Source organism: uncultured Thermanaerothrix sp. (assembly GCF_938028735.1).
Classification (GTDB): Bacteria; Chloroflexota; Anaerolineae; order Anaerolineales; family Anaerolineaceae; genus Thermanaerothrix.
The window spans coordinates 199,711-222,533 of sequence record NZ_CALIMF010000002.1 but is presented as its reverse complement, the minus strand read 5'-3'; the positions used below and the strand labels follow the sequence as shown (position 1 = coordinate 222,533).

Genomic DNA, 22,823 nt, shown 5'->3' with positions numbered 1-22,823 from the left:
CCTCCTAGTAGGTAATGCGGGTGCCTATGGGGTGCCCCTGCAAAGCAAGGGTCAGGTTTTGAGGACGTTCGCCTGAGAAAATGACGACTTCCAAATCAGGATATTGATTCACCAAATCGAGCATGGAGCGGACTTTCTCGAACATGCCGCCGGTCACATCGGGGGCTTCGGAACCCATCAAGGCCGGTAGGACCTCTTCAAGGTTATGAGGAGTAAGATGTGGGATCAGACGTTGGCGTTGAGGAAAGTCGGCCCACACTCCTTCTTCCTGTCCACATAGGAGGAGGCGAGTGGGCTTCAGGCGATGTACGAGTTCCACAAATAGGCGCTCGGTGGAAAGGATGGTGCCCCCAATGCCCTTATCTAATACGACATCCCCGTAAACGATCGGTATAAGGCCGACTTCGAGTGCCTGCTGCAGGGGCGCCAAGTTCCAGGTGCTTATCTGCCCATTCTGGCAAATGATCGTGGCAGACGGGGAAAATGCCATGACCGGGAGGCCAACCTGGAGGCAAATCTCGGTGACCAAAGTGTTCAAGGCGCGGGCCTGCCACCAGACTTCCAAAAAACCTTGCCATTGCGCAGGTGTGGAAACCCCCAAATGGGTGTTATATTTCTTGGCGGCCATGTGCCCGAACGACCCCGAGCCATGGCCCAAAATGAGTTGTAGGTTGGGGTGCTCAACGCGTGCTTGGTAGATCTCCTCCGCCAGGCGTCGGATCACCTCTGGCCGCGGGGTGGAGGGGCGATGCTTTTCGGTAATCAGTGAACCACCTAGTTTGATAAAGTAAAGTGGGCTCATGGAGAGATTGCCTTGTGAGAAGTAGGCGCGGGTATCACGGTTGAAAATACATTGACAGCTCCTGCCTGGTATAGAGCCTGCTCAACCAGATGAGCAGTGTGAGGCTGAGCAAGGGCAATCATGATACCTCCTTGACCCCCTCCTGAGAGTTTCGCACCTAAAGCTCCTGCACTCACTGCGGCTTTCACCAAACGGTCTAGTTCGGGGGAGGACACTCCAATCTCGACCAGTAGGCGGTGGTTTTCGGTCATTAGGGTTCCCACTTCTTCGATTTTCCCCCGGATAAGCGCCTCCTTTGCCCGGCGGGTGAGCTCACCAATGGCCTTGAAACGGGCTTCATACAGTATCGGGTCTTTTTCCCAGCGCTGACGAACCCCGGCTACAGCCTCTCGTGTTAGGCTTTTGACACCAGTATCTGCGATGAGCAGATGAAGCGGAGCGGCAAAGGTGAGGAATTCTACTGGCTGGTAACGCACAAAGAAGATGGGGCGGTCAAAGGTAATGACGGTATTATCGATCCCGGAAGGCGTGCCATGGTGGCGTTGCTCGAGACGGTAAGCCAGTTCACAAACCTCTGCATCGCTCAAGGGGCGTCCCATAAAGGCTGACAGTGCCCGAACCAGAGCCACCGCAGTAGCAGCACTGGAGCCCATGCCTGAGGCAACAGGGATGCTGGAGGTGAGATGTAGGTGTAATGCCGGCCAGTGATCTAGCCCCAGTGCCTCAGCCACTAGTTGAAAAGCGCGAACGATAGGGTGCTCGGGCGGTAAACGATCCAGGCTGGTTCTCAAGTCAATTTGGGGGGCTTCGATCTCAGGGGGGCCAGAGCGTGTAGGTTGGGGAATAATCGTCACCCGTGCCACTAGCTCGTGGATTGGCACGGCGATTGCGGGGTGACCGTAGACAACCGTATGCTCACCGAAGAGGATAACTTTTGCAGGAGCAGTGACCGAAATAGCGGGCATATGCATTTATTTTATTGGAAAGGCGTAAAAAATAACCAGAACAGCAATTCCCCACAGCAGGATGGTGACCTGAAGGGGGCGATCAGTAAGCAAGAGATCTTCGGGTGAACCGCCTGATCCTTCTACCTGGACCAGGTATAGGTAACGCAGGATTCCGTATAGGACGAAGGGAATGGTAAGCATCATGAGATGATTAGACGGTAGGTTGGGCGCCGAAAAGGTGTACAGGCTATAGGCAATGATAGTGCTACTAGAGACAATGGTAATGGAATGATCCAGAAATGGGATGGTGTATCCGTCCAGGACGCGACGGTGGGTATTGGCTTGTTCAGCCAATTCAGAGAGTTCAGCGCGTCGTTTGCCAAATCCTATATAGAGTGCTAGCAACGTGGTAACGACATATAGCCAGGGTGAGAAGCGCTCTACTTGGATCAAGGAAACACCGCCTGCCACGCGCAATACAAAACCGGCTGCAATGATTAGGACATCCAGGATGGGAATGTGTTTTAGCCAACGGGAGTAAACCAGATTGATGAAGAAATAAGCGCTCAGAATCAGGCCAAAGGCAGTGGAAAGGTAGAACGCGATTGGGAAGATGAGCAGAACCAGAGCGATGGCCGTGCCCTGAGCAACAGGGACGGGCAATGCTCCTGAGGCAATAGGGCGCAAGCGTTTTTGGGGGTGATGCCGATCTGCCTCGGCATCCATGATGTCGTTGAAGATATAAACGACCCCTGAGATCAAGCAGAACAAAACGAATCCCAGCAGGGTGCGGAGGGCGGCGGGTATGTGAGTTAATTGGCGATCAAAAACCAGCGCTGCCAGTACAAAGGCGTTTTTTGTCCACTGACGGGGGCGCATGGTTTTGATCAGAGCCCTAATCATGCCCATAATCATATCATAACTTGGTAAAGCGAGTAAAATACCCCTCGTGAAAGCGCGTTTGGATATGCTCTTAGTTGAGAAAGGACTGGTCGAGAGTCGGGCTAAGGCGCAGCGCTTGATCATGGCAGGTCAGGTGCGGGTGAATGGTGAGGTGGTTATCAAGCCCGGCACGTTAGTCCCCGAAACGGCTCATCTTGAAATTGTAGTGGGGATGCGATATGTATCACGAGGGGGCGAGAAGCTGGAGGCTGCGTTGGTGGCATTTGGATTGACGCACCTTGAAGGCTGGGTGTGTGCAGATGTAGGGGCTTCTACTGGTGGTTTTACGGACTGTCTGCTATCTTATGGGGCAGCCCGGGTGTACGCTGTTGATGTTGGATACGGGCAGTTACACTGGAAACTACGCCAAGATCCGCGTGTAGTTGTTCTGGAACGCACGAATGTACGCTACCTGTCCATGCTACCGGAAAAGGTCCATCTTGTTACGGTAGATGTTTCTTTCATTTCCCTAAAGATAGTCCTTCCTGTTGTCAAAGGGTGGTTACAACCGGATGGGAAGATTATTGCGTTAATCAAACCTCAGTTTGAAGCTGGGCCACGTGAGTCGGCGCGAGGCAAAGGGGTGATTCGTGACCCAAGGGTACACCGACAGGTACTGGAAGAGGTGCTCAGTTTTGCGCTGGAGATTGAACTAATACCCCAGGGACTGATCCGTTCTCCTTTATTAGGCCCAAAAGGGAATGTGGAATTCCTGACTCTGCTGGCACCAGGCCCTAAAAGCCCCTTCGTTCCAAATTTAGTTTCAATGATCGAGGCTGCTCTGAGCCAAGGCTATTGAAAAATGCGCTCGATGTAGTCAGGTCCTTTACGGCATTCAGGGGTGGCTAGGCCGGTTTTCAGGCTTTCCCATGAGAGGAAGAGTCCTTGCTGGTTCACGTACTGAACTGCTCTGGCAGTACAGCCGGGCCCGGCGTGATAATTGATCAGGGTTAACTTCCATAGATCCACGTAATTGCTGATCTGAGCGGGTGAGCGTCGGTAGACATTGTAGATAATTTGGGCAGTTTGGGCGCAATTGGCACGAATCACCTCGGCAAAGGTCGAAACACTTTCTTTAGCCCGGGTCACATCAACGCCTCCTGGACAATCCCTGCACGTTGCATTCACCTGTTGCACCAGGAAGCCACGCAGCATTCGACGTTCCTCATTAGTGAGGTTCGTGTATCCCATCTCACAGCGGTTGGGGTGGAGGACGGTGTTGCACAGGCGCTGGAAAAAAGGCGGATTATATAAAAGCAATGTATCTGCCCCAGATTGATTGAGTTGCCCCAACCCAATCTCGTAACCGTTGCCGTATGTCCCCGGCCAGAACTGGCTTTCAATTGCGAACAATTGTTTGAGTAAACGCGGAGGTACGCCTGTGTTCTGTGCCACCTGGACGATTTCGGGATCGTAGCGGTTTTGCCATTCTATGAGCACTGGGCGGGCACGCTCTACACCGCAGGTATTCGCCACAAAGGGCGTTTGCAACCCTCCGCTTGGGCAATCCTGGGCTTCCACGACTTGGTTTCGAATCAACATAGCAGCCAGATAGTAATAAGGCTGATTGGTATTCAACTCAGTAATCGAAACCGATGGCTCCAATACCGGGGGTACAAAGGGGGGGCGTTGATGAACACCCCAGATTTCACTACAGGTTAACATTGTACTGTAGAGCACATAGATGGGTTGAGTACCTCCTTCGTCGGGGGGCACGGAGACGGGGGAGGAAGCCAGGCTCGTTGTGGCGGGGCTGAGAGATGTTGTCAAAGGTGTTTCATTCAATGCGCGCACTGATGGGGCGGATACTTGGGGGGGAGGGGGGGCAAATGCCGCCAGCACCCAAAACATACAGGCTAAGATCCCCAGAGTAGAGTGGTACTTTATCTGCGTTTCCCCCATTAGCATTCTCATTCAGGCAACATCTCCCTCGGTGTCTTCTTCGTACACATAAGCCCAACCGGTGCCTTTACAGACCGGGCATACGTTATAGACATAGCCATCTCGGCAGAGACCACCGCCATTCCCGGCACAGAAGGCACATTTCTTGGGGGCTTGTGCCACTAGGACTGTGCCAACCCCCTTACAAACCGGGCAGACATCATAGGTGTTACCATCACGACAGCGTCCTGCGCCGTTGCCACTGCAAAACGCACAGGTTTCAGGAGCGTAGTGGATAAAAGGTTGGGCTTTTATGCGCATGGGGCTTCTCCAAATGATGGGCTACATTCGAGGCCTTAATCTTTCGGAATCAAGGGGCTTGACTTTGGGAGTCTTGTATTGCCTCAATGAAGGCCTCTGTGACTTCGGGGTTGAATTGAGCACCTGCGGCTTCTCGGATTTTGTTGAGGGCTTCCTCGCTTGTGAATCCACTTCGATAGGGCAGGTCGGTGGTCATCATTGTGTAGGCTTCGGCAACAGCGATAATCGCGGAGGCTGGTGGAATTTCCTGCTTGCTTAGCTGGTCGGGATAACCGGTACCATCCCAGTGCTCTTGATGATGGTAGATCCAGGGAACAATGCGTGAGAAGGCGTTCATCTGCCTGACAATTTGAGCGCCGTAATACGGATGCATCTGGATCATTTTCCATTCTTGAGAGGTGAGGGGTTTCACCTTGGTAAGTACTGCTTCGGGGATTGAAATCTTCCCAACGTCATGTAAGAGTGCAGCGATCTCGATGAATTCAAGGTCCGATCCTGACCAGTTCATGCGTTTAGCGGTTTCAATGGCATAACGCGCCACCCGTTCGGAGTGCCCAACCATGAAGCGATCGCGCTGATCGATCGCAGCAACTAGCACCCGCGCTAAATTGATCAATGGTGAAAGCCCTGCCGCACCTGGAAAGATTGTGGGAGAAAGTGACTGGGTGAATCCTGGTCGCCGACGTTCCCCAATGGCAACCTCCAGTTCTACGGTGTTTTCGTAGAAGTTCAAGAAGTTCTCAACTCTTTCGAGCATAACTTTGAGTTGTTGGTACTGACCAGCAGCCCAAAGGGCCGGGATTTGCTCATACATGATGGCGGAGGCGCGCACGATTTCAGCCTGGGGGATAATGCGTTTCCCGTAGGAGGAAAGCAAGTCGTGATAAGCAATTAGGCGTGAAAATCGCTCGCCAATCCGTTGCACCTGCTTGGAGAGCGTGGGATACTCTCGTACGCTCTCTTCCAGCATGCGTAAGCGACCCAGCAGATCCTCTACGTCGGTGGTTTCCTCGTTACGCTGCTGCAAAATGTCGTTAAGAATCTGTTCCCATAGTGAGCGGGCATTTTGGAATGTAAGTACTTCATTGCCAAACAAGATCGGTTCGTCGTTCTTGCATTGGTTTTCTACATAACTGATAACCTTCTTGACCGATTCGGTGGCGGACTCCAGGCGGGCGGCATTTTCACGACGTCGGATCTCCTCAAGTCGTTTCTTTTCACGCATGACCTGCATTCGATTGTAGAAATCTAACCGCTTGGGGGCAGTGGCTAGCTTTTCGAGGAGCAGGTTTTGTCTAGCGCTCAAATCATCCCACGCACTCTTGATCTGCCTCAACCTAGAGTTTGTGCAAATAAAGAGCGGAATTCTGCGATTTTTCTGCTCAAGACTTGGGATGGTTTCACTAATCTGGTAGTAGAGGTCAAGCAGTTCTTCTTCGATCTTGGGTGCCTTAAAAGTCAGGCTAGCGTAGGTGACTCGGTAGGCCAGAAATGCCGACTCAATGTCGTCCAAGCGCTGGCGAGCCCGTTGGGGATAAGCACGTATCTGCCTCTGCAAATCTAACCATTGACGTACTGAGTCGCGTATTCTGAGAATGAGGGATTTAGAAGTTGAGGAAGTTTCGGGTTTGGGTGCCTCTGCGCTTTCTGGTGAGGCTTCATGGCTCTGGCTCTCCTGAGGTACTTCAACCATGGCTGGATCCGTCGTGACCTCTTTGACCGAAGCATTCCCCGCTATGGATTCATCGAGCCATTCTTTCTCCATGGCTAAATCCTTTTCTAATAGACCATTCTTGCGAAATGAGGACACTCAGGTATAAAATACTATCTCCCCTGTTTAGTTGTATTATACTAATAATATCTCTGCGTTACTTTCCTGTCAATTAACAACTGGATTAAAAAATCGCTGATAATAGGGAATGTATCTTGATTGCCTGGGCTGTAAGCCCGAGCCCCTATCGGGAGGGAAAGCCAGTGATGAGCGATTCACATGATTTGACCACAGTGGTTTTGGTTGAAAATAATCCTCAATTGAGCAAGCACTTGCAAAAAACGCTTGGGTTGATTGAGGAAATCGAGCTGGTTAATGTCTCAATGTCGGCGCAAGAGGCGGTTGAAGCCATCCGGGATCTTAAGCCTGAGGTCGCGTTGATTGAGTATGACCTTCCGGATATGAATGGTATTGCTCTAACCGAGATGTTACGACGGGACTATCCGGGTACACAAGTGGTTCTGATTTCGCAAGACAATTACACTGACCTGGTGTTGAAGGCGGTCAGGGCGGGGGCGTGTGATTTCATTACTCATGATGTTTCTATCAAGGAACTTACCGATGTGTTGCGCCGAGCTTCCCAGCTCTCGCTTGCCGAGCGGCAGCGGCAGGCACCCTCCGCGGGCTTGCCAGCGGGTCCGACCCCAATGTTTGTACCTGGACGGGGAGGCAACGGCCGCCTTATCACGGTCTACAGCCCTAAAGGGGGAACGGGGGCTACCACGATTGCGGCTAACCTAGCGCTTGCGCTGATGGATAATGAAGCGAGAGTCACTCTGGTGGATGGGTGCTTGCAATATGGGGATGCTCATATGTTTTTCAATGAATTAGGGCAGTTCTCAGTGTTGGATCTCATACCGCGCATCTACGATCTGGACATTTCTCTTGTAGAGAGTGTGATGCTCCTGAATCGGGCGACTGGGTTGTATATCTTGCCGGCGCCGCCGCGCCCGGAATTTGCCGAGAAAATTACTGGTGAGAACTTTTCGCGAATTTTAGAGTTTATACGCCGTTTTAGCGACTATATTGTGGTGAACACTCATTCTTTCATCTCTGATCCAGTGCTGGCGGCGCTGGATGCGGGGGACGTGGTAGTGTTGGTCGTGGAACAGCAGATCAACGCGATTCGTAATGTGCGTTTGTTTCTTGACCTGTGGGATGCGTTGGGAATGTCCCGAGAGCGTATTGTGTTGGTAATGAGTCGCTACCGCAAGGACCATCCCATAACAGTGGAGAAGGTCAGTGAACGGCTTAAACACATGATAACGATGACAATCCCCGAGGATGTTGAGGCGGCTCAAAAAGCGGATGCGCTTGGCATTCCAATTTTGCGTAGCAGCAAGGACTCTGCCATTGCACAAAGTTTTGTTGCCCTGGCTGAGCACGTGCGTAAACGCCTTATCAACTTGGAGAGAGCCGAATCCCCACGCATGCGTCTCTTTGCAGTAACCTAAAACGCCCTGTGGCATGGAAAACTCAAAGGAGCCCTGACCAGTGCTGCAGGGCTCTTTTGCTCCTGTTTTGGGGTATACTATTCTCCGCTATGGAGAAAGCGTTTATTCGTAATTTTTGCATTATTGCTCACATTGATCATGGGAAATCCACTCTGGCGGATCGCCTTTTGCAAATAACGGGTACGATCTCGGACCGCCAGATGGTGGAACAGATATTGGACTCAATGGAACTGGAACGAGAAAAGGGGGTCACTATCAAAGCCTCGGCAGTGCGGATGCTTTACCGTCATTCCGATGGACAAGAGTATGAACTAAACTTAATCGACACACCCGGTCATGTGGATTTTAGTTACGAAGTCAGCCGGGCTTTAATGGCCTGTGAAGGGGCGCTACTGGTCGTGGATGCCACTCAAGGTATTGAGGCGCAGACTCTGGCGAACCTTTACCTAGCGTTGGATGCCGATTTGATCGTTATTCCGGTTATCAACAAGATTGACTTGCCTTCAGCCCGTGTGGCTGAGGTAGCCCAGGAAATACAAAGCCTTTTGGGAACGCCTCTGGATGAAATTCTGGCCGTTTCGGCCAAAGAAGGCACTAATGTAGAGAACGTACTGCGTGCTGTGGTTGAAAGGGTGCCACCCCCCCGTGGAGATGTCTCTCTTCCATTAAGGGCGTTGGTGTTTGATTCCCATTACGATCCCTATAAGGGGGTGGTTGCCTATGTGCGAGTGTTTGATGGGGTGATTCGCCCCGAGAATATCCTAAGGGTCATGTCGAGTGGCATTGACTTTCGACCTGTTGAGGTGGGTATATTCTCACCGGATATGCGTCCAGTAGGTGCATTAAGCGCCGGAGAAGTGGGGTATGTGGCCACCGGCTTGAAGACAGTTTCCGAATGCCGAGTGGGTGACACAATTACGTCCGCGACCGCTCCTGCTACGGAGCCTCTGCCGGGATTCCGCCATCCAAAACCGATGGTTTTTGCTGGGATTTATCCAGTTGAAAATGAAGACTATGAACGCCTCAAAGAGGCTCTGGAAAAACTCCAGCTCAACGATGCCTCTCTGGTGTTTCAGCCTGAGAAGTCACAGGCCCTTAATTTTGGTTTTCGTTGTGGCTTTTTGGGGCTTTTTCACATGGAGATTGTCCAGGAGCGTTTGGAGCGCGAATATGACCTGGATATTGTGGTCACGGCGCCTTCAGTCGAGTATGAGGTGCTCTTGCGCACTGGCGAAATTATTCGAATTGACTCTCCGGCGTTACTTCCGGATGAGGGCCTGATTGAAGAGATCCGTGAACCCTGGATGGTGGTTCAGATTTTTACCCCCATGGAGTTTTACGGCACAGTTATGGATTTGGTACGTCGCCGTCGCGGGATTTTCCGCGAGCAGGAATACCCAGCCCCTAACCGTGTCCAACTGACTTTTGAGATCCCGCTCTCTGAGTTGATCGTGGACTTTTTTGATGAACTTAAGTCTCGCACGCGCGGATACGGTTCAATGGACTATCACTTTGCCGAGTACCGCCCGGGAGATTTGGTCAAGCTGGAGGTTTTGGTGGCTGGCGAGCCAGTAGATGCGCTGGCCACTATTGTGCATCGTGATCAGGCCTATCACAAGGGCCAGGCTTTGGTCAGCAAACTTAAAGAGGTGATTCCCCGCCAGTTGTTTGATGTGGCTATCCAGGCAGCGGCCGGAGGACGCATCATATCGCGAGCCAATGTTAAGGCGCTGCGCAAGGATGTGTTGGCCAAATGTTATGGCGGCGATGTGACCCGCAAGAAAAAGTTATTGGAAAAGCAGAAACGAGGCAAGAAGCGCATGAAGATGATCGGCAACGTGGAGATCCCGCAGGAGGCTTTTCTGGCGGTCTTGGGCTTGGAGGAGGATTGAAAGACAAGAGCAATCGTCGGATCACATGGGTGAGGTGGCTGCCAGGGTTTTTGATTAGTGTGCTGGCCCTGGGTATTTTGCTCCGTGTTGCCAATTGGAATGGGATAGGGGAAGCTCTGGTTGCCTATCGCTGGCCCTTTATTGCAGGCTCGTTACTATTGACCCTGGCTTTTCTATGGGCACGCGCGATGGCTTGGGCTGCCTTATTAGAGGGGCGCGCTCGCCCGGTTCAGACATTTTGGGCTATCAACCAGGGTTATTTAATCAACAACTTATTGCCCTTACGGGCTGGTGAATTGGGGCGTGCTGTGTTGCTGGGACAGCAGATTAATCTCAGCCCGGTCCACATCCTTTCCACCGTGGTCATCGAGCGAATTGTGGACCTTGCCTTTGCTGCGCTCTTGTTGTTGAGCACATTGCCCCTAGTGGTAGGGATGGCTTGGGCGCGTACCGTTTCTTGGTTGACGCTGGGGGTTATTCTTTTGAGCATGCTCATCCTGACTCAGGTTGCCCGGCATCAGGAAGCCACTTTACACCTCTTCGAGAGGGTGACTCGCCGTTGGCGCTGGCGGGCTTTGCAAGAGATGATTTTACCCCAAGTGCGCACGCTCATGGATGGGCTGGGAGCGTTGCGCAGCCCCGCTTCCCTATGGAAGGTCATGTTCTGGATCGCGGTTTCGTGGGGACTGGCGGTGTGCAATTATTACCTGATGCTTTTGCCTATTGCGCCACATGCCCGCTTCTGGTGGGGGGTGTTTGCGGATGGGGTATTGGCTATGGGGATTGCTCTGCCCTCAGCCCCGGCTGCTTTGGGTACGTTTGAAGCAGCGTTGGTTGGTGCGCTAGCACTTCTGGGGGTGGATTCGACCCCCGCTCTAGCGTATGCAATTACCCTGCATTTCTTACAATTTATGACGACAGGACTACTGGGCGTGCTGGGATTGCTGCGCCAGCGTCGCTCACTGCAAGGCTGGACCCAGTGGCTACGACTGCGGGAGCGCAGGGAGCCAATTCCGTAAAAATTTTGTGGAGGTATGATGCCGCGACGCTATCTTATCACGGGAGGAGCAGGTTTCATTGGTTCCAATTATGCTGCCCGGTTGATTGGTCAGGGGCACGAAGTAATTATTTATGACAATCTCTCACGCGTAGGTGCGGTGCGTAATCTAGAGTGGCTGCGTATCACTTTTGGTGAGAATGCCTATCGTCTGATTGTGGCGGATGTACGGGATGCGCAGCAGCTAAACAAAGCAGTGCAGGGTGTGGATGTCATTGTCCATCTGGCAGCACAGGTTGCCGTTACTACCTCGGTGACCGATCCGCGCAGTGACTTTGAAATTAATGCGCTGGGCACCTTCAACGTCCTGGAGGCAGCTCGGCTTTCGGGAAAGGACCCTATTGTCATCTATGCTTCAACCAATAAGGTCTATGGTGGCATGGAGAATGTGGCTGTGGTGGAGGGTGAAACTCGCTGGCACTATCAGGACCTTCCCGAAGGTTGTCCGGAGACCCAGCCCCTCGATTTTCACTCCCCCTATGGATGCTCAAAGGGGTGTGGTGACCAATACGTGCGCGACTATGCGCGCATTTATGGTTTGCCCACGGTGGTAATGCGCCAGTCTTGTATTTACGGACCGCGTCAGTTTGGGGTGGAGGATCAAGGATGGGTGGCTTGGTTTGTTATTGCCGCTTTGCTAAAGCGTCGGTTGACCATTTATGGGGATGGCAAACAGGTGCGTGACCTGCTCTTTATTGATGATCTTCTGGATGCCTATGATGCGGCTATTGAGTGTATCGATTCAGTGGCTGGCCAGATTTTCAATATTGGAGGGGGGCCCCAAAATAGCATCTCGATTTGGCGTGAGTTTGGGCCGCTTCTAGAGCGTTTGGTAGGCTTCCCGATCCCGGTTGACTATGGGGATTGGCGCCCTGGTGACCAGCGGGTTTACATTTCAGATATTCGTAAGGCCCGACAATGGTTGGATTGGCAACCTAAGGTCAGTGTGGAAGAAGGGGTGGAGCGTCTGGTTAATTGGGTCAGAAGCAACCTCAATCTTTTTTGAACCCGGCGAGCAACGATGCGCATCTTAACCGTGCTTACCTACTATCGCCCTCATACTTCGGGTTTAACAATATATGCGGAGCGGCTGGCCAAAGCGCTAGCCCGGCGGGGACATCAAGTGACTGTGCTTACCTCACAATATGAACACTCCTTGCCGCGTGAGGAGCAAATGGATGGTGTGCGAATTGTCCGTGCACCGGTGCTATGGCGGGTGAGCAAAGGGGTCATCATGCCCACGTTAGGCCTCCTGGCCACGCGTCTGGTGCTTTCTCACGACGTGGTACATTTGCATTTACCCCAATTTGATGCTGCCGGTATTGCATTGCGAGGACGGCTCTTCCGCAAGCCCACTGTTATCACTTATCACTGCGATTTGCGCATGCCCCCGGGGCTGGTGGCTTGGCTGGCGAATCGGGCTGTGCTCGTTATGAATGAATTGGCGGCACTGTTTACCCACCGGATTGTCACTTACACTCAGGATTACGCAGATCATTCAACGTATCTGCGGCGGCATATGCGCAAGTTGCATATTATCCCCCCGCCGGTAGAATTGCCGGTGGTCACCTCACAAAGTATTCAGGAATTTAGACGGCGCTTTAACCCCGCAGGTTACCGTCCCATTATTGGAATGGCGGCGCGCTTTGCCACCGAAAAAGGGGTGGAAGTGCTTCTGGACGCCTTACCCCGTATCTTAGCGGTCTATCCCCAAGCGCAGGTTCATTTTGCCGGGCCTTACCAGAACATTGTGGGGGAGGAGCAATACTTCCGCCGTCTGGCTCCCCGTATCGAGACTCTCCAAACACAGGGGCATTGGCGCTTTTTAGGTGTGTTGAGTCCGGAGGAGATGGCCCGTTTCTATCCCAACATTGACGTGCTGGTGCTGCCGTCGCTCAATTCAACAGAGGCCTTTGGGCTAGTCCAAATTGAAGCCATGATGAATGGAGTGCCTTGTGTGGCCTCGGATCTACCCGGAGTGCGTCAGCCGGTGCTGAAGCATCGCATGGGACGCATTGTCCCGGTTGGGGATTCGCATGCACTGGCAGAGGCCATCCTGGACGTTTTGGCGAACCGGGAACAGTTCAGTGTGGATCGTGAGGCTATTCGCCAGCAATATCACCCAGATGCTATTGCTGTGCATTTTGAATCCTTGTTTCAAACCATGTGGGATGAGTTGCATTGAGCGTCAACAAGAACCCTTCTGAATCCCAACAGTTTGGCGAGCGCGACTTGCTCTGGTTGCACTTGCGTGAGTTGCCCTATTTCCGCGCTTTGCTGCGGGCGGTCGAGGCACGTTTCTACCAGAATCTGCAGCTTCCACGTCCAGTGTTGGATATTGGGTGTGGAGACGGACACTTTGCTAGTGTAACCTTTGCCGAGCCGTTGGATGTGGGACTGGATCCGGATCCAAGGGTTCTGCCTCTGGCACAGGATTATGGGGGGTATCGCTGGGTACTCCGTGGATATGGGAATGCATTGCCGTTTGGCTCGGCAAGTTTTGCCAGTGCGGTGAGTAATTCGGTGTTGGAGCATATCCCGGATGTAGAGGCGGTTTTACAAGAAATAGCCCGGGTTCTTCGTCCTGGGGCACCTTTTGTCTTTTGTGTGCCCAATCACCGCTTTACCCGGTCACTTTCAGTGGCGCGCTTTCTGGAACGATTGGGGCGGCATAAACTGGCCGAAGGGTATCGGCGTTTCTTCAACCGTATTTCACGCCATTATCACTGTGATGATGTGCCCCGTTGGGACGAACGTTTGAGGACAGCGGGTTTTATCCTGGAGCGTTATTGGCATTACTTTTCACCCGAGGCGCTAGCCTGTATGGAGTGGGGGCATTATTTTGGTCTTCCCGCATGGGTGGTCCGCAAACTGACCGGCAGGTGGATTCTTGCGCCGACGGCTTGGAATCTCAGTCTGACCCGGCGGGTAGTACAACCCTATTATGATCAGACGGCCGTATGCGAAGATGGGGTCTATACGTTCTATGTAACCCGGCGCGAATGAGCACTACTGTCCTAGCCAGGTATACATTTTACTCAGCCGCACGCGTAAGTCGTTGAGGGGATGAAGACTCCCGGCCTCATCGCGGTAGTACCACAGTTCCCAACCATTGCAGGGAGCGTTATTCAAAAGTGCGCGCGCCACGGTGTGGATGGAGCCGCTGATCTCACCACAACGCAGGTGACCATTGGCAAGGATGATGGCTTCAGGGGTCGAACCTCGGAAGTAAAGGCGCTGACCGGGCTGAAGCAGGCCCGCCTCTAATAGAGCGCCGAACGGAATGCGAGGGCGCTGTCGCGCTTCTACCCATTCCATGGCTGGGTCGGGGGCAGGTATGATGGCCTGGATACGCGCTTGCGCAATTTTAATGTAGCGAGGGTCCCGCTCTATGCCCAAGTAGTGGCGGTGAAGTTTTTTGGCTACTGCACCGGTAGTTCCGCTTCCAAAGAAGGGATCCAGGATCACTTCACCAGGCCGTGTTGAGGCCAGTATAATGCGGTAAAGTAAAGCCTCGGGTTTTTGGGTGGAATGGGCTTTTTCGCCGTTGATGCGAATACGCTCGTTTCCAACGCAAGTGGGCAAATACCAATCAGAACGCATTTGAAGGTCTTCATTAAGGGCTTTCATCGCCTGGTAGTTAAAGGTGTACTTAGCTCCTTTGATTTTCTGCGCCCAGATCAGGGTTTCATGGGCATTCGTGAAGCGGGTACCGTGGAAGTTGGGAGTGGGGTTCGTTTTGATCCAAACCAGGTCGTTTAGGATCCAGAACCCTAGTTCTTGGAGCAGAGCGCCGACGCGGTAAATATTGTGGTAGGTGCCAATGACCCAGAGGGTTCCGGTATCTTTGAGCACACGGCGACACTCGGAAAGCCAGGCACGTGTAAAGGCGTCGTAGGCGGCAAATGATTCAAAGCGATCCCAGTGGTCATCCACTGCATCCACGCGAGTTAAGTTGGGGCGGTAGAGGGCTTGCCGTAGTTGCAGGTTGTAGGGGGGATCAGCAAATACCATGTCCACGGCATTCGAGGGGAGTTGAGGCAAGATTTCCAAGCAATCGCCTTCTAGAATGGTATCCAGGGGCAGTCCATTTACCGATCCCATGGTTCCCTCTACTTTCCAAAAGACTTTCAGGATAAGTTTAGCATAATCATACTTCATCCGAACGGCGCCCACACGCTCGACCGCAACGCTTGCCAGTCCTTGGGTCTTGAATTATGATATACACTCAATTGGGGTCATCCGCCAGACGAAAAGGTCGCGCTTACGAGATACGTTGACTATGAAAGAACCCACTATCCTGGATTTCGTAAAAGCCTTGCTGACTCCCTGGCGGGGAAGGCCCCCAGCCATCCCGCCGTTCGAAGAACCCCTGACCCCCTCTTCTGTATCATCCTTGGACGAGACCACCGTCGAAGTTCCTCCGCAGGCTTCTTCTGCACCTGAACCCGCGCCTACTACTACCAGGCCGGTTCTGCAACCGGTGTCTCATGAACCTTTCCGCATACCCTGGCTGAGTTTGTCCGCCGTGGGGCTGGCTCTCCTGGCACAGCGCATGTTGGAGCCGCCTCGAGAAGGGTCACCGTTGGTGGCAGTGGGGATTTATGCACTGGCGCTGATAGCCTTGGTCGTGGCGATCTGGAAGCATGAATGGCGCGCTCCGGCGCTTGAAAACGAGACCCCGCCTGCACCCTTATCGCTAAAAGTACGAAGCCGCGCAGTAATGCTAGCGGCAGGGCTAATGCCTTTTGCCTTCCTGGCATTAGGGGGCAATCGTTTTACGCCTTTGAATCTAATTCTATGGCTAGGGTGTTTGGCTGCAACTTTGGCGGCCTTTTTGCTCCCTACGCAGTCGGCAGGGGGGTATCGAGACTGGCTGAACAGGTTGCGTCAATCGTATTGGACGGTCACGATATCGCGCTGGACAGTAGTATTGGCACTGACCACCTTGGTAGTGGTCTTTTATCGTTTTTATCGTTTGGATAGTGTGTTGGGGGAGATGTTCAGTGATCATGCCGAAAAGTTACTTGATGTGGCTGATGTATTACAGGGTCAGACCTCGATTTTCTTCCCACGCAATACCGGGCGAGAAGCGCTTCAAATGTATCTAACCGCTTTGATCGCCGTGGTAGCCGGAACAGGCTTATCCTTCATGAGTCTAAAGATTGGCACGGCATTGGCCGGGCTGGTTGCCCTTCCATTTATCTATTTGCTGGGCAAAGAAATCGGGGGAAAATGGGTGGGACTGGTGGCTTTCTTTTTGGCCGGCGTGGCTTACTGGCCGAACGTCATCTCGCGCGTAGGACTACGCTTCCCGCTCTATCCGATGGCAGTTGCGCCAGCCTTGTTCTTCCTCATCCGCGGGCTGCGGCATGGGCGACGCAATGATTTTATCTGGGCGGGATTAGCTGTGGGTATTGGGTTGCATGGATACAGCCCAACTCGACTCTTGCCGGTTGTCATGGGGCTAGCGGTAGGACTGTACTTGCTTCACCGGCATTCCCAAGGGCGCCGCTGGGCGACGGTATGGGCTTTTGGGGCACTGGCTTTCACGGCATTAGTGGTATTCCTGCCGCTCCTGCGTTATATGATGGAACAACCCGAAATGTTTGCCTTTCGGGCACTAACGCGCCTTAGTGCGGTTGAGCGTCCTTACCCAGCGCCGGTTTGGCAAATTTTCTTGAGCAATTTATGGAAAGCCCTGATCATGTTTTTCTATGACAATGGCACCATCTGGGTGCATTCCATTCCTGGACGTCCGGCACTGGACTTATTTACTGCGGCGTTTTATTTTCTCGGTCTGGTTATCATTACCCTTCGTTATGTGCAAGAACGTCACTGGGTGGATATTTTTCTCTTACTTTCTGTTCCTATGTTGATGATGCCTTCAATTCTCTCGCTGGCCTTTCCTGAGGAAAATCCCTCACTCAATCGAACCGGCGGGGCTATCGTTCCAGTGTTTATCATTGCAGCCATTGGATTGGTTTCCTTTTGGCAGACGTTGAAGAAGCACTTATATCCACGCTGGGGACAAGCGATCAGCGGGCTGGTGGGGGTCGGACTCCTGGTCGCGGTTGGGTATCAGAATTTCAACTTGGTATTCCGGGAGTTCGACCGCCAGTTTATGGCGAGTGCCTGGAACACCTCACAGATCGGTCATGTCATCCGTGCTTTTGCGGATTCTATTGGTACTCCTGATACTGCCTATGTGGTGCCTTATCCTTACTGGGTGGATACTCGATTGGTGGGGATCAATGCGGGCTATCCGCTTAAGGATTATGCGTTATGGCCTGAGGATTTCGAGAAGACACTCGACCAGCCGGATCCCAAGCTCTTCATTCTCAAACCCGAAGATCAAGCGGCTTTGGCCAAATTGCGTGCGCTTTACCCAACGGGTTTTCTCTATTACTATGATAGTCACCGTGAGGGGAAAGATTTCCTGATCTTCTTTGTTCCTCCTCAGACCCCTTGAAACATATGAACGAGCCAAATATGAGCATAGCATCTGAGGAAAAAAGTCACGCGCATCGAAGGTTGTTCTGGGAAGCTCTGCTGGTTCTTGTCCTGCTGGTTGGAGCTTATTTCCGTTTGCTGGGATTGGATTGGGATGAAGAGCAACATCTTCACCCAGATGAGCGTTTTATGACCATGGTTGCTAGTTCGGTGCACAGTCCTAGTAGCCTGGCGGAGTATTTTAATACGGCTACCTCTCCTCTCAACCCTCACGTGGTTGGCTATGGTTTTTACGTGTATGGCACGCTTCCCTTATTCCTGGTGCGGTGGGTTGGTGAAGGGCTCGGAAAAACCGGCTACGGGGAAATTTACCTGGTGGGACGGGTGCTCTCGGCGTTGGCGGATCTGCTCACTGTATTTCTGGTTTATCACATTGCGCGGCATCTTTATCGCCGTTATGCCCTGGGGGCGTTGGCAGCAGCGTTTACTGCGCTGGCCGTGTTGCAAATTCAACTCTCGCACTACTTTACCGTAGATACGTTTGCCAATGCCTTCCTCTATCTGGCCTTCTACGCCGCGGTGCGCGTGATGACTGCGCCGTGGCCCGATGATTCTCAGAATACAAATGTTGCCCTGAAGGCGCAAGAGCCAGTGGGTTTTTATCTGCTGTTCGGGGTGGGACTGGGGTTGGCATTGGCCTCCAAAGTGAGCACGTTGCCAGTTGCTGTTTTACTCCCGTTGGCGGCTTTGATTCGTTTTTCGCGACTTCCCGCAGGGGTGCGCTATACACTCGGGGCAAAAATAATACGCAACCTGGCACTGGCGGTCGGTGTGGCCTTCTTATGCTTTCGCGTTTTTCAACCCTACGCGTTTAGTGGGCCAGGGTTCTGGGGGTTGGCCATTAACCCGCGCTGGGTGGATAACCTGCGTGAGTTGAGCAATCTCAGCAATGGTGACGTGGATTTTCCACCAGCATTGCAGTGGGCGCGACGCCCGGTCACTTTTGCATGGGATAACATGGTCAAGTGGGGATTAGGATTACCGTTAGGGATATTGGCCTGGGCAGGCTTTGTTTGGATGGGCTATCGCATTCTCAAAGGGGAGTGGCGTGAGCACCTTTTATTGTGGGGGTGGACAGGGCTGTACTTTACATGGCAAAGTCTAAATTTCACACGTGCCATGCGTTATCAACTCCCGGTCTATCCAGCGTTGGCCATCATTGCGGCCTGGGCTGTGACTCAGGTGTGGGAAAAGGGTCGAGAATCCGCGGCGACTGTTCGTTCTAAAAGATATCAGATACTTGCGGCCGGACTGGGAGGACTGGTGCTGGTGGGGACGTTCCTGTGGGCATTTGCGTTTACCCGCATTTACACGCGTCCGGTGACTCGTGTCGCTGCTAGTCGTTGGATTTACCAGCACGTGCCTGGTCCAATTAACTTGCAAATCCAATCTAACTCTGGGCTAATTAATCAACCCTTGCCCGTACGCGAGGGAGTCTCACTTACCGCTTCACGACCTCTGCGCTGGGTGTTTACCCCTACCGAATCCTGGACGGTCTCACGGATATGGTTGACAGCCATCTATGATCCCTCCCTTGGGGCGGATCCAAAGACGATCCGGGTTACCCTTGGGGAGGGCGAGGGAGAGGGTAGTATTCTGGCAATCCGTCAGATGACTGATACCTATGCCACTTCCGAAGAGCAGGGGGCGCGCGTCATCGCTCTGGAAACGCCAGTTCAGCTTGACGCGGGTCGGTCTTACTGGTTGGAGATTAGCCTGGAAAGTGAAGGGTATCTGCTTCGTCTGAACGGGGCTATTCAATTGGGTAATGAGCAGGTCCCTCAGCGGCTCACCGTTATCCCAGCCCTAGTGGAGCCATTGCGGCCCGGCCAGGGTTGGGTGATTCCTTTTGTTTCCACTCAATCGGGCACACTAACGGGGATCAGGCTAAACCGGGTTGTGGATTGGAAGGATTTAGATGAGACCAAAACCCTACGCCTCCAGGTGGTTGAGTCAGCTACTGGGGCTACACTAGTAGCGGAAGAGTTCCGGGGCACGTTTCAGGCGCAAGGAGACCCACGCGGCGAGCCTTACCAAATTGCGCTGAGCGCGCCCGTTTGGCTGGAAAAGGATAAAGGGTATCTTCTGACCTTGGACGTTGTGGCTGGCGAGGGCGAGATTGCTGTGTATGGCAGTGCCCCAGCCCATGAATCCACCTGGGATGACGGTCTGCCGTTGCGCATGGATGGGTATGATCCGTATGGGGGGATTTACCGCAGTGGCTTGAACTTTGAAATGTATTGGGATGATAACGAAGATAAACTGGCACGCTTCCTCTCCATTCTTGATCAGGCAGATTATATTTTTATCACCTCGAATCGCCAGTGGGGCACCACAACCCGTGTGCCAGAACGTTATCCGTTGACGACGGCCTATTATCGTAATTTGCTAGGGTGCCCGGAGAGTCAATCTATCCTTTGGTGTTACAGCGTGGCTCAGCCGGGCATGTTTGAGGGGAAACTGGGTTTTGAGTTGATTCAGGTCTTCCAGAGTGACCCCAATCTAGGGCCGCTCAAGCTTAACACCCAGTTTGCCGAAGAAGCCTTTACCGTGTATGATCACCCTAAGGTGCTGATCTTCAAAAAGCGAACCGATTATGACCCGACCCAGGTGCGTGCATTGTTGGGCAGTGTGGACTTAAGCAAAGTTATTCGCTTGACGCCGCGCAATTTTAAGTCCTACCCCGCAACGCTTATGCTTCCCCTGGAGCGCTGGGTGCAACAGGTTAATGGGGGCACCTGGTCTGCCTTGTTTGATACCTCGGCTTGGTACAATCGTTACCCAGGCCTGGGGCTAATTCTCTGGTATTGGGTGCTTGCGGGGCTAGGATGGATGGTTTATCCGTTGGCACGGCTGGCTTTTGGCTATCTCCCCGATCGGGGATATCCTTTGCTGCGCATCTTGGGATTACTGTGCTTGGGATGGGGGGTGTGGGTGTTGGGCTCCTTGGGGGTTCCCTTCACCCCTCTCACGATTTCGCTGACTGCTGTGGGCCTTCTGGGGCTTAACCTGGGGCTAGGCTTTCTGCAGCGTAAAGCCATTCTTCAGGAATTGCGCCAGGGATGGCGGTACATCTTGCGGGTTGAAGCCTTGGCATTAGTGTTTTTTACATTCTTTCTGTTGATTCGGCTGGGTAATCCGGATTTGTGGCACCCCTACAAGGGGGGTGAAAAGCCAATGGATTTTTCCTATTTCAATGCCGTGCTTAAAAGTACAACCTTCCCGCCTTATGATCCCTGGTTTGCGGGGGGGTATATCAATTACTATTACTTCGGCTTTGCCCTGGCGGCTGTGCCAACGAAGTGGTTAGGAATTGTCCCCGCGATTGCTTATAACTTGATTTTGCCCTCATTTTTTGCCTTTGTGGCGCTGGGGGCTTTCAGTGCAGGTTTCAATCTGGTCGGTTGGGCAAACACGCGCCGACCCCACCAAGATGCCCCCGAGTCGCCTTATTGGGTAGAAGCCAAGCCGTGGCTGGGAGGGTGGGCAGCAGCGGTAGGTGTGTTGATCTTGGGCAACCTAGGCACAGTACGCATGATCTGGCAGGGTTTACAACGATTGGTGGCTCCCAACGGGCAAATTGAGGGTGTAAATTTTGTTCAACAAGTGATCTGGGCAATACAGGGGCTAGGACGTCTGGTCGCCGGGGCTCACCTTCCCTATGCGCCTGGGGATTGGTACTGGATTCCAAGCCGTGTTTATCCGGGTGAACCGATTACCGAATTCCCATTCTTTACTTTTCTCTATGCCGATCCTCACGCCCATCTGTTTGCTCTTCCTCTAACCCTTCTGGCATTAGGATGGGGGTTGGCGGTTCTTTTTGCGGGTTGGTGTTGGATGCGTTCTGAAGAGGGTCTGCCGTGGTCATTGAGGACAGTAGGGCTGTTCTTTCTGGGCGGATTGAGCATTGGAGCCTTGCGGCCCACTAACACCTGGGATTTGCCTACCTACTTAGGGTTGGGGTTGTTGGCGGTGATATTTAGCGGCTGGCAAAATGGTGACCTTCCTGAGGGGTGGTGTCCCTATTTTCCGCCGCGGTTCAGGCGCCGGGTTGCTATTGGGGCGGCTTCGGTAGCCCTTACAGGGTTGGCACTGTGGCTTTATGCGCCGTTTAGTCATTGGTATGGGCAGGCGTATGCCGCTATTGATTGGTGGCGCGGGGCCCGCTCGCCTTTCTGGTCCTATCTCACCCATTGGGGGGTCTTCCTGTTTGTTTTGGTATTCTGGTACGCGTGGGAGACCTACATTTGGATGGCAACGACGCCTCTCTCGGCACTGCGTCGCGTCTACCCCTACCGATACGTACTTCTAGTCGGTGGACTAATCTATATGGGGGCAATGGTCTACTTAACTAAGGGGCTAGGGATTGAGGTCGCCTGGTTGGTGATGCTCTTGTTGTTATGGGCGGGGTTGCTTCTATTGCGTCCGCACCACGATCATGCCAAACAGGCAGTACTGGTTATGAGCATGGCGGCACTGGCGCTCACACTGGCGGTCGAGTTGGTGGTCTTGCGGGGCGACATTGGTCGCATGAACACGGTTTTCAAGTTTTATCTCCAGGCATGGGTGCTGTTTGGAATCAGCGCAGCGGTGGCAATGACTTGGTTGTGGCCAGCGGCGCAGCGGTTTTGGAAGCCAGCCTGGCAGAATGTATGGAAAGTGGGGCTAGGGTTTTTGGTCGGAGGTGCCCTTCTCTTCCCTTTATTAGGCGGGGCGGATAAGATTCGGGATCGCATGAGCCCCAATGCTCCCCATACCCTTGATGGCATGGCCTATATGTCATTTTCAACTTATTGGGAGGGTGAGCACACCCTGGATTTGAGTCAGGACTACCGCGCCATCCGCTGGATGCAAGAGACAGTGCAAGGGTCGCCAGTAATTGTGGAAGCCAATGTTCCTGAATACCGCTGGGGTAACCGTTTCACGATATATACAGGTCTGCCAGGCGTGGTGGGGTGGAACTGGCATCAGCGCCAGCAGCGGGCCCTATTACCCGATACCTGGGTCACCGAGCGGGTGGCAGCCATTGCGGCTTTCTACAATGCAACCGATCCGCAAGAAGCCCAGCGCTTTCTGGATCGGTATCAGGTCACTTATGTTATTGTGGGACAACTGGAAAAAGCGGTTTATCAGGCTGAGGGGTTGGCGAAATTTGAGGCCCAAGAGGGCAAATTGTGGCGACGGGTGTACCAGGATCTCGATACTGCCATCTATCAGGTGATCCATCTGGGTGAGTGAGGGTT

At 53.0% G+C, this 22,823-nt stretch carries 16 protein-coding genes; 9 read left to right on the top strand and 7 right to left on the bottom strand.

Annotated features, from left to right (window positions below):
- Positions 1–4: 4 nt before the first annotated feature.
- The 3 genes from Q0721_RS01685 to Q0721_RS01675 are packed head-to-tail and all read right to left on the bottom strand — an operon-like array spanning position 5 to position 2,658.
- Positions 5–802, bottom strand: a complete 798-nt coding sequence (locus Q0721_RS01685; RefSeq protein WP_299024636.1) for an isopentenyl phosphate kinase — start codon at positions 800–802, stop codon at positions 5–7.
- Complete coding sequence (gene mvk / locus Q0721_RS01680) at positions 799–1,767, bottom strand: mevalonate kinase (RefSeq protein ID WP_299024634.1); 969 nt, start codon at positions 1,765–1,767, stop codon at positions 799–801. Before mvk ends, Q0721_RS01685 begins: the two co-directional genes overlap by 4 nt.
- A gap of 6 nt (positions 1,768–1,773) precedes the next feature.
- Positions 1,774–2,658 carry a decaprenyl-phosphate phosphoribosyltransferase gene (locus tag Q0721_RS01675; RefSeq protein WP_299024632.1) on the bottom strand — a complete coding sequence of 295 codons (885 nt, stop codon included), beginning with the start codon at positions 2,656–2,658 and terminating at the stop codon, positions 1,774–1,776.
- A 40-nt stretch (positions 2,659–2,698) separates the two neighbouring features.
- On the opposite strand from Q0721_RS01675, the gene Q0721_RS01670 reads away from it, so the two are divergent.
- Entirely contained in the window at positions 2,699–3,490 is a 792-nt protein-coding gene (locus tag Q0721_RS01670; RefSeq protein ID WP_299024630.1) for a TlyA family RNA methyltransferase, read from the top strand.
- Here Q0721_RS01670 and Q0721_RS01665 read toward each other — a convergent pair.
- The 3 genes from Q0721_RS01665 to Q0721_RS01655 form a co-directional block, all read right to left on the bottom strand.
- Positions 3,484–4,461 (bottom strand): hypothetical protein, encoded by a 978-nt coding sequence (locus tag Q0721_RS01665; protein ID WP_299024628.1) that lies wholly within the window; start codon positions 4,459–4,461, stop codon positions 3,484–3,486. The two genes, Q0721_RS01670 and Q0721_RS01665, sit on opposite strands and share 7 nt — an antisense overlap.
- Positions 4,462–4,605: 144 nt before the next feature.
- Positions 4,606–4,893 carry a hypothetical protein gene (locus Q0721_RS01660; protein WP_299024626.1) on the bottom strand — a complete coding sequence of 96 codons (288 nt, stop codon included), beginning with the start codon at positions 4,891–4,893 and terminating at the stop codon, positions 4,606–4,608.
- A 49-nt stretch (positions 4,894–4,942) separates the two neighbouring features.
- Complete coding sequence (locus Q0721_RS01655) at positions 4,943–6,658, bottom strand: HD domain-containing phosphohydrolase (protein ID WP_299024624.1); 1,716 nt, start codon at positions 6,656–6,658, stop codon at positions 4,943–4,945.
- A 212-nt stretch (positions 6,659–6,870) separates the two neighbouring features.
- Here Q0721_RS01655 and Q0721_RS01650 point away from each other — a divergent pair, with 212 nt between their 5' ends.
- From Q0721_RS01650 to Q0721_RS01625, 6 genes are all read left to right on the top strand, one after another.
- A complete protein-coding gene (locus Q0721_RS01650) occupies positions 6,871–8,118 on the top strand; it encodes a response regulator (protein ID WP_299024621.1) in 1,248 nt (415 codons plus the stop codon).
- 89 nt (positions 8,119–8,207) lie between these two features.
- Positions 8,208–10,010 (top strand): translation elongation factor 4, encoded by a 1,803-nt coding sequence (lepA, locus tag Q0721_RS01645; RefSeq protein WP_299024619.1) that lies wholly within the window; start codon positions 8,208–8,210, stop codon positions 10,008–10,010.
- Positions 10,007–11,029, top strand: coding sequence for a lysylphosphatidylglycerol synthase transmembrane domain-containing protein (locus Q0721_RS01640; protein ID WP_299024618.1), 1,023 nt, complete (start codon positions 10,007–10,009; stop codon positions 11,027–11,029). The genes lepA and Q0721_RS01640 overlap by 4 nt, the downstream gene beginning before the upstream one ends.
- A 15-nt stretch (positions 11,030–11,044) precedes the next feature.
- On the top strand, positions 11,045–12,073 hold the full coding sequence (locus tag Q0721_RS01635; RefSeq protein ID WP_299024617.1) for a GDP-mannose 4,6-dehydratase: 1,029 nt from the start codon (positions 11,045–11,047) through the stop codon (positions 12,071–12,073).
- A 15-nt stretch (positions 12,074–12,088) separates the two neighbouring features.
- Positions 12,089–13,252, top strand: a complete 1,164-nt coding sequence (locus Q0721_RS01630; protein WP_299024616.1) for a glycosyltransferase family 4 protein — start codon at positions 12,089–12,091, stop codon at positions 13,250–13,252.
- Positions 13,249–14,073 carry a class I SAM-dependent methyltransferase gene (locus tag Q0721_RS01625; RefSeq protein ID WP_299024615.1) on the top strand — a complete coding sequence of 275 codons (825 nt, stop codon included), beginning with the start codon at positions 13,249–13,251 and terminating at the stop codon, positions 14,071–14,073. Before Q0721_RS01630 ends, Q0721_RS01625 begins: the two co-directional genes overlap by 4 nt.
- A 3-nt stretch (positions 14,074–14,076) precedes the next feature.
- Here the strand turns inward: Q0721_RS01625 and Q0721_RS01620 are convergent, their stop codons facing one another.
- Positions 14,077–15,171 carry a site-specific DNA-methyltransferase gene (locus Q0721_RS01620; RefSeq protein ID WP_299024614.1) on the bottom strand — a complete coding sequence of 365 codons (1,095 nt, stop codon included), beginning with the start codon at positions 15,169–15,171 and terminating at the stop codon, positions 14,077–14,079.
- 178 nt (positions 15,172–15,349) lie between these two features.
- Here Q0721_RS01620 and Q0721_RS01615 point away from each other — a divergent pair, with 178 nt between their 5' ends.
- Together Q0721_RS01615 and Q0721_RS01610 are read left to right on the top strand one after the other, a co-directional pair.
- The gene (locus tag Q0721_RS01615) at positions 15,350–17,539 is read left to right on the top strand and encodes a glycosyltransferase family 39 protein (protein WP_299024613.1); all 2,190 of its coding nucleotides are present in this window, start codon (positions 15,350–15,352) and stop codon (positions 17,537–17,539) included.
- Between the two features lie 20 nt (positions 17,540–17,559).
- Positions 17,560–22,818, top strand: coding sequence for a DUF2298 domain-containing protein (locus Q0721_RS01610; RefSeq protein ID WP_299024612.1), 5,259 nt, complete (start codon positions 17,560–17,562; stop codon positions 22,816–22,818).
- The last annotated feature ends 5 nt before the right edge of the window (positions 22,819–22,823 follow it).